This is a genomic window from Stenotrophomonas sp. 2694 (assembly GCF_040548715.1).
Taxonomy (GTDB): Bacteria; Pseudomonadota; Gammaproteobacteria; order Xanthomonadales; family Xanthomonadaceae; genus Stenotrophomonas; species Stenotrophomonas indicatrix.
Map to the genome: position 1 here is coordinate 1 of NZ_JBEPSG010000039.1, position 12,855 is coordinate 12,855.

Genomic DNA, 12,855 nt, shown 5'->3' on the forward strand with positions numbered 1-12,855 from the left:
GAAACTAAAGGGCCTGAGCCCGGTAAAGTACCGGGAACAGGTCGCGCTGGCTGCCTGATCCCCAACTGTCCAACTTTAGGGGGTCACTTCAGGGACGGGTTTACGGCGTCCCCCGCAACCGGGCACACCCCGCCACCCCACGGAATGCAGCTGTTGCCGTTGCTGTTGCCGTTGCTGTTGCCGTTGCTGTTGCCGTCGCCGTCGCCGTTGCTCCGGCCTCTGCGGGTGCCGGGCGCAGCCCGGCCGAAGCCCTCCGCTCATGCTGCGCCGCAGAATGCATTGGGCGAAATTCCCATGCTCTACTTGAATCGATCTAAATCCGCCGGGGTGCGGATTTGTACCGATGGAGACGAGGGCTCGGCCTGTGCGGCCGGTTCTTCGCTGCCGCCCTGCCGCCAAGGAGTCCTGCCCGTGACCAGGTTGTCCCGCCGTCGTCCCGCCCGCCGCCTGTCGGCATTGTCCCATCGGCCCCTGGCCCGCATCGCCTGCCTGCTGGCACTGGCGGTGACGCCCTGGCTGCAGGCCGCACCGGTCGCGCTGGAGCGCGAGGTCAATACCTTCATCGGCAGCAAGGATGACGGCAACACCTTCCCCGGTGCTTCGGCACCGTTCGGCCTGATCCAGGTCAGCCCGATCGGCAGCCACTATTCGGGCTGGCGCTACGACGACGACAAGATCCGCGGCTTCGGCCACTCCTTCCTGTCCGGCGCCGGTTGCTGGGAGCAGGGTGGGCAGGTCTCGGTGCTGCCGGTGACCGGTTCGATCGGCCCCGGCGGCGACTTCGATACCGCCGATGCGAAAGCCTTCAATCACAAGACCTATGCGTCGGCCTACAGCCACGACGGTGAGATCGGCCAGGCCGGCTACTACAAGGTGCGCCTGACCAGCTACGGCGGCATCGACGCCGAAGCGACCGCGCGCACCCGCGCAGCTGCCGAGCGTTACACCTTCAGCCAGCGCCAGGGCGATGGCCACGTGCTGGTGAATGTCGGTCAGGCCAACGAGCGCCACTCGGTGATCGGCAGCGTGGTCGATGTGGTGGGTGACCGCGTGGTGGAAGGCAAGCTGGTCACCAAGAGTTTCTGCGGCGGGCACCAGTACACCACCTGGTTCCGCATCGAGTTCGACCGCCCGTTCAAGGCGCATGGCACCTGGGGCGAGGGCGGCGGCCTGCCGGGCGCGCGCCACAGCATGGAAGGCGAGCAGAAGCCGAATGGCGCGTGGCTCAGCTTCGACCTGGCCAAGGGCCAGTCGGTCACCGCCGTCAGCGCGATTTCGCATGTGGATGCCGAAGGTGCGCGCACCAACCTGCGCGCCGAGGGCATGCAGGGCGGGGCGCTGCTGGGCTTCGAACGCATGCGCGCGCTGTCGCAGCAATCGTGGCGGGAGCAGTTGGCACGCGTGCGCGTGCAGGGCGGCAATGGCGATGACCGCACCGTGTTCTACAGTGCGCTGTACCACGCGCTGCTGCAGCCGCTCACCGGCAGCGATGCCGACGGCCGTTACCGCGGCTACGACGACGGCATCCATCGCGCCGATGGTTGGACCTACTACGAGTACTTCTCGCTATGGGACACCTACCGTGCACAGAACCAGTGGCTGGCACTGACGCGCCCGGACGTGGCGCGCGACATCGGCCGCAGCCTGCTGGCGATCGATGAGCAGGGCGGCTGGCTGCCGCGCTGGGGCTATGCCAACTTCGAGACCAACATCATGACCGGCGATCCGGTCACCCCCTTCATGGTCGACCTGTGGCGCTTCGGCGCGCTCAAGGGCCGCGAAGGGCAGGCATGGGATGCGCTGCGCCGCAATGCGTTCGGTACGCCGCCGCTGAACTCGCGTGCTGCCGGTCGCTCCGGCAACCCGACCTACCTGGACAAGGGCTACGTGGTCTACGACCGCGCGTTCCCGTCCAAGGGCATGGATGTCGATCCCCATCATGGTGGTTCGGCAACGCTGGAGTACGCACTGGCCGACTGCGCGCTTTCGCAGATGGCCGATGGGCTTGGCCATGCCCAGGATGCGGCGGTCCTGCGTGAGCGCGGCCGCAACTGGCGCAAGGTATGGGACCCGCAGGTGCGCGACGCCGAGACCGGCTTCACCGGCTTCCCGCGCCCGCGTACCGAAGATGGCCAGTGGTACACACCGGCCGATGGCCATTACAGCCCGCGCTCGCATCACGGTTTCCATGAAGGCACGGCGTGGCAGTACCAGTGGCTGGCGCAGCAGGACGTGCCGGGCCTGGTCGAAGCGATGGACGGCCGCGAACAGGCCGGCCGCCGCCTGGATGCTTTCTTCGCCATGGACGCTCTGCAGGCCGACCCCCTCAATGCCGCCCGCAAGGAGTGGGTGGTCGGGCCGTACAGCTATTACAACCAGTTCCGCTACAACCCGAACAACGAACCGGACCTGCACTCGCCGTGGCTGTACACGCTGATCGGCCAGCCGTGGAAGACCGCCGCCGTGGTGCGCGCCGCGCAGCAGCTGTTCACCAATGCGCCCAACGGCGTGACCGGCAATGATGACCTCGGCACGATGTCGGCCTGGTACCTGTTCAGTGCGATCGGCGTGTACCCGGCGGTGCCGGGCAGCGGCGAGTTCCTGTTGCATACGCCGCGCTTTGCCAAGGTCGAGGTTGAGCTGGGCAATGGCCGCACCCTGCGCATCGAGGCACCTGGCGCCGATGGCCGCCGCCTGCAGTACGTGCAGGGCGTGCAGGTCGACGGCCAGGCACATGCGCCGGTATGGCTGGGCTGGAGCCAGCTGCAGCAGGGCCCGAAGCTGCGCTTCGCGCTGGACGGGCGGGCGCCGACCGAGGGCTGGGGCACGGCGGTCAAGGACCTGCCGGTGTCCTGGTGCGCGGCACCGGGCAGCCAGCTGCACTGAGCCGGGCTGTGCCGTTCGAGGCAACCCAGCGAACGGCACGGCACGACAGGGCCGCGATCCATTAGGCTTGAGCATCCATCGGAGTGCGGGAAGACGATGAACGACAACAGCGACAGTTCCAGCAAGCGTTCCGGCAAGGCGGTGACGGTGACCGACATCGCCCGTGCCATCGGCGTTTCGCGCGCGACCGTGTCGCTGGTGCTGCGCGGCAGCCCGCTGGTCAACGTCGATACCCGCGCCCGGGTCGAGGCTGAGCTGCGCCGCCAGCGTTACGTCTACAACCGCGCTGCAGCGAACCTGCGGCGGCGCACGTCTTCCAGCATCGCCCTGGTCATCAACGATCTGTCCAACCCGTTCTTCGCCGAATTCGCCTCCGGTGTGGATGAGGCACTGGGCGGGCGCGGCTACGTGACCCTGCTCGGCAGTACCGGCGAGTCGCCCGAGCGGCAGCAGGCGGTGCTGTCGACATTGATGGAACACACGCCTGCGGGCCTGATCCTGTCGCCGGCCGAAGGCAGCGATGCCACGCTGCTGCGGCAGGTGCTGGGCGCCAACGCCAACGTACTGCTGTTCAACCGCGAACTGGACGGCGCCGACTGGGACTTCCTGACCCTCGACAACCAGCATGGTGCCTACCTGGCCACCCGTCACCTGATCGAGCGCGGCCATCGCCAGATCGCATTCTTCGGTGGCCACGCGGCATCGAGTTCCTGCCACCAGCGTCGTGCCGGTTTCCAGCAGGCACTGGCCGAAGCCGGGCTGGCATTGCCGCCGGGCTGGATGATCGAATCTGCACCCAACCGCCTGGAAGCGGCCGCGCGCACCGATGAACTGTTCGTCGACGGCCATCGGCCGAGCGCAGCGGTCTGCTACAACGACACCGTCGCGCTGGGCCTGATGCTGGGCCTGAACTCGCGCGGCATCCGTCCCGGCGGTGACTTCGCGGTGACCGGCTTCGACGATATTTCCGAAGCGTCGGTTGCCGTGCCGCCGTTGACCACCCTGACGGCCGACCCACGCGAACGTGGGCGGCAGGCGGCCTCGCTGCTGCTGCAGCGGCTGGAGGAACCGGATGCGCCACCACGGCGCACGGTCGCCCCGGTACAGTTGCGCATCCGCGAAAGCAGCGCCGCACGTCCGAATTGAATTGATGCTTCGCTCCTGAACTGATTGCACCCTTCCACGCACCAACGACCTTTCGCGCATCGAGGCGCGTACCGCATGCCGATCTCCGCAACGCCCCGCCCATCAGGTTCCCCGGGCAACCAGCCTGCCGTCACCAACGGCAAGGCGCTGGCCGTGGTCACCACCATCTTCTTCATGTGGGGCTTCCTGACTTGCCTCAACGACATTCTGATTCCGCATCTGAAGGCGGTGTTCGAGCTGAACTACGCCAAGGCAATGCTGGTGCAGTTCACTTTCTTCGGCACCTACTTCCTGATGTCGCTGCCGGCAGGGCGGCTGGTTGCAGCGCTGGGTTACAAGAAGGGCATCGTCGCCGGCCTGGTGATCGCCGGCATCGGTGCACTGGGCTTCTGGCCGGCCGCTGAGCTGCGCGTCTATGGCGCCTTCCTCGGTGCATTGTTCGTGCTGGCCACCGGCATCACCGTGCTGCAGGTGGCGGCCAACCCGTATGTCGCGCTGCTTGGTCCGGAGCAGACCAGTTCCAGCCGCCTGACCCTGGCGCAGGCGCTGAACTCGCTGGGTACGGCCATCGCGCCGATCTTCGGCGGCATGCTGATCCTGTCCAACACGGCCATGAGCGGCGAGCAGATCGCCGCGCTGCCGGCCGCCGAGCAGCTCGCCTACCGTACCGCCGAGGCACACGCAGTGCAGGGCCCTTACGTCGGCCTGGCCGTGGCGCTGGTGCTGCTGGCCCTGTTCGTGTTCCTGTTCCGCCTGCCGGCGCTGAACGACACCACCGAGCAGGCTGACCAGGGGCATCAGCACAGCTATCTGGATGCGCTGCGCAAGCGCCACCTGCTGCTGGGCGTGCTCGGCATCTTCTTCTACGTTGGCGCCGAAGTGTCGATCGGCAGCTTCCTGGTCAACTACCTGTCGATGCCCACCATCGGCGGTTTCAGCGAGCAGGAAGCCACCCACTATGTGTCGGCCTACTGGACGATGGCGATGATCGGTCGCTTCGCCGGTTCGGCGCTGCTGGCGCGCTTCTCGCCGAGCCGCCTGCTGGCGATCTTCGCGCTGGTCAACGTGGGCCTGCTGACGCTGACCATGATGACCTCCGGCAATGTCGCGCTGTACTCGGTGGTGGCGATCGGCCTGTTCAATTCGATCATGTTCCCGACCATCTTCGCGCTCAGCATCGAGCGCCTGGGCCCGCTGACCAGCAAGGGTTCGAGCCTGCTGATCATGGCCATCGTCGGTGGCGCGGTGGTGCCTTACCTGCAGGGCGTCCTGGCTGACCACATCGGTGTGCAGGCCAGCTTCATCCTGCCGCTGCTGTGCTACGGCTACATCATTTTCTACGGACTGGTCGGCGCCCGCGCGCCGGCTGCCGGCACGCAGGGAGGCTGAGTCGAAAATGGGTTCCATCGTCTGCTTCGGCGAAATTTTGATCGATCTACTAGCGCAGCCGCCGGCCTCGGCCGATACCCCGCGCGCGTTCCTGCAGTACGCCGGAGGTGCACCGGCCAACGTCGCGGTGGCCGCCGCGCGGCTGGGCGCGAAGACCCAGTTCGTCGGCATGCTCGGCCGCGACATGTTCGGCGACTTCCTGGCGGAGAGCCTGAGCGAACACGGCGTCGGCACCGACTACATCGTGCGTACCGACGCGGCCAAAACCGCGCTGGCCTTCGTTGCACTGGACGCGGGCGGCGAACGCAGCTTCAGCTTCTACCGTCCGCCTGCGGCCGACCTGCTGTTCCGTGACAGCGATTTCCAGGCGGGCTGCTTCGATGGCGCGCAGTGTTTCCACGTCTGTTCCAACAGCCTGACCGAAGCGGACATCGCCGAAGCGACGTTCGCCGGCATGGACCGTGCGCGTGCGGCCGGCGCGGTGGTCAGCCTGGATCTCAACCTGCGTCCGGCGCTGTGGCCGGCCGATGTCGACCCGACACCGCGCCTGTGGCAGGCGCTGGAGCGCGCCGACCTGGTCAAGCTGTCGCGCGAGGAACTGGACTACCTGGCCGCCCCGCTGGGCGATGACGGCGAGGCGCTGGTGCTGCGCCGCCTGCTGGCCGCGCAGGCACGCTGGGTGATCATCACCGACGGCGCCGCCACGCTGCATTGGTATACCCGTGAAACGCAGGGCAAGGTCAGCAGTTTCCGCGTCGCCACCGTGGACACCACCGCTGCCGGTGATGCCTTCGTCGGCGGCGTGCTGGTTGGCCTGCTGGAGCGGGGTGGGGCAGGTGCGGGCTTTGCCGCGTTCTGCCAGGACCCGCAGGCGATCGCCGCCACGCTGCGCTTCGGCGCCGCCGTTGGCGCACTGGCGGTGACCCGCAAGGGCGCGTTCGCCGCGATGCCCTCGTTCGATGAAGTGCAGCAGCTGCTGCAGCTACAGGATCTCCCCGCATGAGCACCTCGCCCGATTTCCGTTCCCCCGCGTTCCTGCGCGCCCACATCGCCGACACGATGGCGTTCTACCATCCGCGCTGCATCGACCCGAAGGGCGGCTTCTTCCATTACTTCCGTGACGACGGCAGCATCTACGACGCCAGCCATCGTCATCTGGTGAGCAGTACCCGCTTCGTCTTCAACTACGCCATGGCCTACCGCGAATTCGGCAACGCCGAGTATCGCGACGCGGTCGAGCACGGGGTGCGCTACCTGCGCGAGGTTCACCGCAACCCGGCCACCGGCGGCTACGCCTGGACCCTGCGCGATGGTGCGGTAGAGGACGACATGAACCACTGCTACGGCGTGGCCTTCGTGCTGCTCGCCTACAGCTGTGCGTTGAAGGCGGGCATCGAAGAAGCCCGCACGTGGATGGACGAAACCTGGCAGCTGCTGCAGGCGCGCTTCTGGGAAGCCGAACACGGCCTGTACAGGGACGAGGCCGACGGCCAGTGGAACTTCACCGGCTACCGCGGCCAGAACGCCAACATGCACATGTGCGAGGCGATGCTGGCCGCGTTCGAGGCCAGTGGCGAGCAGCGCTATGTCGAGCGCGCGCTGCAGCTGGCCGACAACATGACCCGCCGCCAGGCGGCAAAGGCCGGCGGTCTGGTCTGGGAACACTACGACGTCAACTGGAACATCGACTGGGACTACAACCTGGACGATCCCAAGCACCTGTTCCGTCCGTGGGGCTTCCAGCCGGGGCACCAGACCGAGTGGGCCAAGCTGCTGCTGATCCTGGACCGACACGTGCAGGCCGACTGGCTGGTGCCGACCGCGCAGCATCTGTTCGATGTTGCCGTAGAGCGCAGCTGGGACGAGGTGCGCGGCGGCCTGTACTACGGCTTCGCCCCGGAGTCGCGCCGGCAGCCGGGCATGGACGGCGCGCCGATCGGCGGTGACAGCTTCGTCTGTGACGACGACAAGTATTTCTGGGTGCAGGCCGAGACCCTGGCCACCGCCGCGCTGATGGCCGCACGCACCGGCGATGACCGCTATTGGCAGTGGTACGACCGTATCTGGGCATACTCGTGGGAGCACTTCGTCGACCATCGATACGGCGCATGGTTCCGCATCCTCGACGCCGACAACCGCAAGTACAGCGATGAGAAGAGCCCGGCCGGCAAGGTGGATTACCACACCATGGGTGCGTGCTACGAAGTGCTGAACGTCGTGCGTTGAGGTCTGCCGCGCTGCGCGCTCGCCGGACGTGGTCCGGCGCTGCCGTGGCGTGTGGCATTGGTAGCGCCGGGTCATGCCCGGCGGAAAAACAGGAGTATCACGTGCATCGCATTTCCAACGCTGTCCGTCTGCTGCTGTTGATGATCGCCCTTGGCGCCTTCCCGGCAGGCGCCGCACCGCTGCAGGCGCAATGGGAGTTCCGGCTGCTGCCCGGCGACGCGCAGGGCGCGGCCCATCCTGGCCTGCAGCAGTGGCGCGCAGCCACGGTGCCAGGCAGCGTGCACACCGATCTGCTGGCGCATGAGCTGATCCGCGATCCCTACGTCGGTGCGCCCGAAGCCGAGCTGCAGTGGATCGGTCTGGCCGACTGGGAGTACCGCGCCCGTTTCGATGTGGACGCTGCCAGCTTGGCAAAGGCCCATGCCGAGCTGCGCTTCGACGGCCTGGACACCTATGCCGAGGTGACGCTCAACGGCAAGCCGCTGCTGCGCGCCGACAATGCCCACCGCACCTGGCGCGCCCGCGTCGAAGGTCGCCTGCGTGCGAAGGGCAATGAGTTGCAGATCGTGTTCCGTTCGCCGATCCGCACACTGCTGCCCGGCGTGCAGGCCATGCCGCACAGGATTGCCGGCAACTATCCATCGCCTTACGGCGATGAACCCAAGGACGCAATGGTCGGCAACTTCGCGCGCAAGCCGGCGTACCACTTCGGGTGGGACTGGGGCCCGCGCTACGTTACTGCCGGCGTCTGGCGGGGCGTGGACCTGCAGGCATGGGATGCGCATCGGTTGACCGACCTGGCCGTACGCACTGATGCGCTTGATGCAGAAAAGGCAAAGCTGGCGGTAGTGCTGCAGGTGGAGCAGGACGCGGTCGCCGCTCCGATTGCGGTGGACGTTGAAGTGCGGGATCCCGACGGCCGCAGCGTCGCACGGGTGCAGCGCACGGTCGAACTGAAGCCCGGCCGGAACAGCGTGGACGTGCCGGTTGAACTGGCCAAGCCGCGGCGCTGGTGGCCGGTCGGCCATGGTGCGCAGGACCGCTACACCGTGCAGGCGCGCCTGGACGGCAGTGCCGATCCGGTGCTGGCGCGCGAACAGCGCATCGGCCTGCGCACCGTCGAACTGCGCCGCGAGCAGGACGACAAGGGAGGGCAGGGCTTCGCCTTCGTCATCAACGGGGTGCCGATCTTCGCCAAGGGCGCGAACGTGATCCCCTTCGACGCCTTCCCCGCGCGCGTTGATGCTGCGCGCCTGCGCCAAGTACTGGTCGCCGCGCGCGATGCCAACATGAACATGCTGCGCAACTGGGGCGGCGGCTACTACGAGGACGATGCGTTCTTCGACATCGCCGACGAACTGGGCCTGCTGGTCTGGCAGGACTTCATGTTCGGCGGTGGCATGCAGCCGGGTTACGACCCGGCATTCCGCGCCAGCGTGGTCGCCGAGGCGCGCGACAACGTGCGCCGGCTGCGCCACCATCCCAGCATCGTGCTGTGGTGTGGCAACAACGAGGAAGAAACGGCGTGGAAGGATTGGGGCCACGGCCGTGACCTGAAGTCCGCCGATCCGGCGTTCGCAGCGAAGGTCTGGCAGGGCTACGTTGACCTGTTCGGCAACGACCTGCGCCAGGTGGTGAGCGAAGATGGGTTGGGCGTGCCGTACTGGTCCAGTTCGCCCAGCAACGACCTGGACGAGAAGGCCAACGACTCCACCCGTGGCGACAAGCATTACTGGCAGGTGTGGGGCAATCCGGCATTGCCGGTGCAGGCGTATCTGCGCGAGACCCCGCGCTTCATGTCCGAGTACGGCCTACAGGCCTGGCCAGCGGTGGCGACGGTGGACCAGATCGCCACCCGTGCCGAACAGCGAATCGACAGCCCGGTGATCCGTGCGCACCAGAAGTTCATGGCCGGCGAGGGCAATACACGCCTGCTGCACTACATCGAACTGGGCTACGGCACGCCGAAGGACTTCGAGGACTTCGTCTACCTGAGCCAGGTGATGCAGGCCGATGGCATCGCCCTGGCGGCGCTGCACCATCGCGCTTCGCGACCTTACACGATGGGCTCGCTGTACTGGCAGCTCAACGATGTCTGGCCGGGAGCATCGTGGTCGAGCGTGGACTACTTCGGTCGCTGGAAGGCGCTGCACTATGCCGCGCGGCGCTTCTTCGCGCCGGTTACGGTGGCCGCACTGCGCGATGAAGGCAGTACCCGCGTGCGCCTGATCAACGATGGTGCCGCGCTGGATGCACGTTGGCGCCTGCGGGTGATGGACGTTGAGGGCAAGGTGCTGCGCCGACGCGAGCAGGCGGTGACCTTGGCTGCCGCCGGGGTGACCGATATCGGCACCTACGCGGATGCCGAGCTGCTGGCCGGCGCCGAGCCGGCGCGGACGGTGGCGGTGTTCGAGCTGCTGCAGGATGGCAAGGTGACGGCGCGGCAGGTGGTCGGCTTCGTTGAAGCCAAGGACCAGGTGCTGCCACGCCAGCAGTTGACGTCAACGCTGGCGATCGACGGTGACCACTATCGCCTGCGGCTGCACAGCGCTGCGCTGGTGCGCGCAGCCTGGATCGATTTCGGCGCGCTCGACGTGCAGGTGGAAGACAACCTGCTGGACCTGCTGCCGGCCGAAACCCGCGACATCGCCGTGCGTGGCCCGGTGGATCTGGCTGCGCTGCGCGAGGCCTTGAAGGTGAAGACCCTCAACGATCGTTGAGAGAGGCGCCCTGGTAGGTGCCAACCTTGGTTGGCACGCTTTGGGCGGGCATTACGAATGCCAACCGAGGTTGGCATCTACCAAAGGCGGTTTCCCGCAGCGTACCCCGGTAGCGCCGGGCCATGCCCGGCGAGCGCAGCGGATAGCTGTTAGAACTGGATCTGCTGGAAGTTCTCGACGCGATCATGGCCGTTGGCGGCGTCGCCGATGCGCGGCATCGGGTAGTCGTCCAGGCGATCGATCAGGCGTGTCTGCAGGCCGGCTTCGCGGGCGGCGTCCAGTTCCTCGACCACGTCGGACAGGAACAGGATCTCGCCAGCGGGAACGCCGATGGCCTGCACGATGTGGCGGTAGCTGTCAGCCTCGCGCTTGCCACCGACTTCGGTATCGAACCAGCCCGACACCAGCGGGCTCAGGTCACCGGCGTCGCTGAAGCCGAAGAACAGCTTCTGCGCCGGCACCGAGCCGGAGGAGTACACATACAGCGGCAGGCCCGAGGCGTGCCACCCCTTCAACACCGGCGCTACCTCCGGGTAGAAGTGCGCGGTGTAGTCACCACGACGGTAGCCCGCGTCCCAGATCAGCCCCTGCAGGGCCTTCAGTGCGGTGTGCTTGCGGTCCTGGTCGATCCAGCCCTGCAGCGTCTCGGCCACCAGGCTGTCCTGGCAGGCGCCGCCGATCTCGGTGGCGACTGCATCCAGCCAGCGACGCACCTCCGGTTGCTGGCCATGGTCGGCGACGAAGCCGGGCAGCGCCTGGCGTGCGTACGGGAACAGCACGTTCTTGACGAACGAGATGCTGCTGGTGGTGCCTTCGATGTCGGTCAGGATGACGCGGGGCTGCATTGATCAGGACGCCTGGGTCGGAATGTAACGGGGGAATTTCTGCGCGATGTCGGTGCCGGTGAAGTGACCGACCCAGCCATCCGGTTCGGTGAAGAAGCGGATCGCCACGAAGCTCGGCTCATCACCCATGTCGAACCAGTGGGTGGTGCCGTCGGGCACGGCGATCAGGTCATCCTTCACGCACTCGATCTCATAGACCTTGTCGCCCACGTGCAGGGTGAACAGGCCCGAGCCGGCGACGAAGAAGCGTACTTCGTCTTCCTTGTGGAAGTGTTCGTCGAGGAATTTCTTCCTCAGCTCGGCGCGGTTCGGGTTGTCCGGGGCGATCGAGGCCACGTCCACGCTCTTGAAGCCGCGTTCGGCAACCAGGCGGTCGATGTCGGCGCGGTAGGCGGCGAACACTTCGTCCTGGCTTGCGCCCGGGGCGACCGGCGCGGTGGCCTGCCAGCGCTCAAAGGTGACGCCGATCTTCTGCAGTTCGGCAGCGATGATCGCGCCGTCCTGGGTGTCCAGCAGCGGCGATTCGGGATGGGTATCGTCGTAGATGCGCAGTCGGCTCATGGCGGCAGCTTGAACGTCTCGGGGAAGGACAGGGTAGCAGGGTGGCGTTGATGGCCTGATTCCAGAACGGCATCTGGCCGTGCCGGAAACTTCAGCGGCGCAGCTTGCGCAGCTCCAGCTCGCAGTGCAGCAGGAATTCGAACGCTTCCATGTGCCGCCGTGCTTCGGCCATGTCGCGGCCCCAGGCATACAGGCCGTGGCCGTCGATCAGGTAGCCCCAGAGGGTCTGCGTGTCGAGCAGGGCGTCGACCTGGGCCGACAGCACGTCCATGTCCTGGGTGTTGGCAAACACCGGGATGTCGATGGCCATCTCGTGGGTGCTGTTGCCCGCGAAGGCCTTCAGCAGTTCGTAGCCTTCCACCCGGATATGGCCCTGCGGTGCATACAGGCGCGAGGCGATGGTCTGCACCGGCGAATGCGTATGCAGCACGCAGCCGATCTCCGGGAAGCGGCGATACAGCTGGGTATGCAGCAGGGTTTCGGCAGACGGGCGCAGCGGGCGGCCGACGGCCTTGCCATCGAAATCCACGACCATGATGTCGTCTTCAATAAGGCGGCCCTTGTCCTTGCCGGAGACGGTGATCGCGGCGTGGCGGTCGTCCAGGCGGTGGGAAAAGTTGCTGCTGGTGGCCGGGGTCCAGCCGGCCTGGGCCAGTTCGCGGACGTTGTCGATCAGCAGCTGGGCCAGTTCGCTCAGGCGCGCGGTGTCGTAGGGGAAGGTGGGGGTGTTCATGGGGGCGATTTTACTGGATTCGGCCAACGGCTGAGCCCCTCGTGGCTGGTCGCGTAGAGCGGTTCATGGGGTGGGCGGGCCAGCCACGGAGTGGAGAAGGAAAAGCGAAAGCGGGTCGCTTCGCTGCGCGTGCTCGGAGCGGAGCATGGCTCCGCTCTACAGTAGATTCGTCCCCGAACATTCATTTCCCGGAACGCTTCATCCACGCATGGCGTGGATCTACCGGACGGGGCAGGAGACTGTCGGAGGTGGGGCGGGTTGGGTTCGCGGGGGTGTCCGCGGCATGGATGCCGCGGCCAAGCCTTATCTGATTGGAATCTGGCAACGTAGGTGTCGAGAGCCGGCGTGG

Annotated in this window: 9 protein-coding genes; 6 read left to right on the plus strand and 3 right to left on the minus strand. The window is 66.8% G+C overall.

From position 1 onward, the window contains the following. Nucleotides 1-411: 411 nt before the first annotated feature. From ABIA73_RS21385 to ABIA73_RS21410, 6 genes are all read left to right on the plus strand, one after another. Nucleotides 412-2,886 (plus strand): GH92 family glycosyl hydrolase, encoded by a 2,475-nt coding sequence (locus tag ABIA73_RS21385; RefSeq protein ID WP_481446763.1) that lies wholly within the window; start codon nt 412-414, stop codon nt 2,884-2,886. Between the two features lie 96 nt (nt 2,887-2,982). Continuing rightward, nucleotides 2,983-4,032 carry a LacI family DNA-binding transcriptional regulator gene (locus tag ABIA73_RS21390; protein ID WP_088100695.1) on the plus strand — a complete coding sequence of 350 codons (1,050 nt, stop codon included), beginning with the start codon at nt 2,983-2,985 and terminating at the stop codon, nt 4,030-4,032. 75 nt (nt 4,033-4,107) lie between these two features. Continuing rightward, nucleotides 4,108-5,421, plus strand: coding sequence for an L-fucose:H+ symporter permease (fucP, locus tag ABIA73_RS21395; protein WP_025874796.1), 1,314 nt, complete (start codon nt 4,108-4,110; stop codon nt 5,419-5,421). Nucleotides 5,422-5,428: 7 nt separating this feature from the next. Continuing rightward, complete coding sequence (locus ABIA73_RS21400) at nt 5,429-6,424, plus strand: carbohydrate kinase family protein (RefSeq protein ID WP_025874794.1); 996 nt, start codon at nt 5,429-5,431, stop codon at nt 6,422-6,424. Continuing rightward, the gene (locus tag ABIA73_RS21405) at nt 6,421-7,647 is read left to right on the plus strand and encodes an AGE family epimerase/isomerase (RefSeq protein WP_354276251.1); all 1,227 of its coding nucleotides are present in this window, start codon (nt 6,421-6,423) and stop codon (nt 7,645-7,647) included. Before ABIA73_RS21400 ends, ABIA73_RS21405 begins: the two co-directional genes overlap by 4 nt. 140 nt (nt 7,648-7,787) lie before the next feature. Beyond that, a complete protein-coding gene (locus ABIA73_RS21410; RefSeq protein ID WP_502960558.1) occupies nt 7,788-10,367 on the plus strand; it encodes a beta-mannosidase in 2,580 nt (859 codons plus the stop codon). Between the two features lie 149 nt (nt 10,368-10,516). On the opposite strand, the gene mtnC is transcribed toward ABIA73_RS21410, so the two are convergent. The 3 genes from mtnC to ABIA73_RS21425 form a co-directional block, all read right to left on the minus strand. Continuing rightward, nucleotides 10,517-11,212, minus strand: a complete 696-nt coding sequence (mtnC, locus tag ABIA73_RS21415) for an acireductone synthase (protein ID WP_099842389.1) — start codon at nt 11,210-11,212, stop codon at nt 10,517-10,519. A gap of 3 nt (nt 11,213-11,215) precedes the next feature. Further along, the gene (locus tag ABIA73_RS21420; protein WP_025874787.1) at nt 11,216-11,773 is read right to left on the minus strand and encodes a 1,2-dihydroxy-3-keto-5-methylthiopentene dioxygenase; all 558 of its coding nucleotides are present in this window, start codon (nt 11,771-11,773) and stop codon (nt 11,216-11,218) included. A gap of 91 nt (nt 11,774-11,864) precedes the next feature. Beyond that, nucleotides 11,865-12,506 (minus strand): methylthioribulose 1-phosphate dehydratase, encoded by a 642-nt coding sequence (locus ABIA73_RS21425; protein ID WP_059064090.1) that lies wholly within the window; start codon nt 12,504-12,506, stop codon nt 11,865-11,867. Between the last annotated feature and the right edge of the window lie 349 nt (nt 12,507-12,855).

Bases quoted from the DNA above. Each gene is read 5' to 3' on its own strand.
- ABIA73_RS21390 (WP_088100695.1), top strand. From the start codon at position 2,983: ATGAACGACAACAGCGACAGTTCCAGCAAGCGTTCCGGCAAGGCGGTG.
- fucP (WP_025874796.1), top strand. From the start codon at position 4,108: ATGCCGATCTCCGCAACGCCCCGCCCATCAGGTTCCCCGGGCAACCAG.
- ABIA73_RS21400 (WP_025874794.1), top strand. From the start codon at position 5,429: ATGGGTTCCATCGTCTGCTTCGGCGAAATTTTGATCGATCTACTAGCG.
- ABIA73_RS21405 (WP_354276251.1), top strand. From the start codon at position 6,421: ATGAGCACCTCGCCCGATTTCCGTTCCCCCGCGTTCCTGCGCGCCCAC.
- ABIA73_RS21410 (WP_502960558.1), top strand. From the start codon at position 7,788: ATGATCGCCCTTGGCGCCTTCCCGGCAGGCGCCGCACCGCTGCAGGCG.
- mtnC (WP_099842389.1), bottom strand. From the start codon at position 11,212: ATGCAGCCCCGCGTCATCCTGACCGACATCGAAGGCACCACCAGCAGC.
- ABIA73_RS21420 (WP_025874787.1), bottom strand. From the start codon at position 11,773: ATGAGCCGACTGCGCATCTACGACGATACCCATCCCGAATCGCCGCTG.
- ABIA73_RS21425 (WP_059064090.1), bottom strand. From the start codon at position 12,506: ATGAACACCCCCACCTTCCCCTACGACACCGCGCGCCTGAGCGAACTG.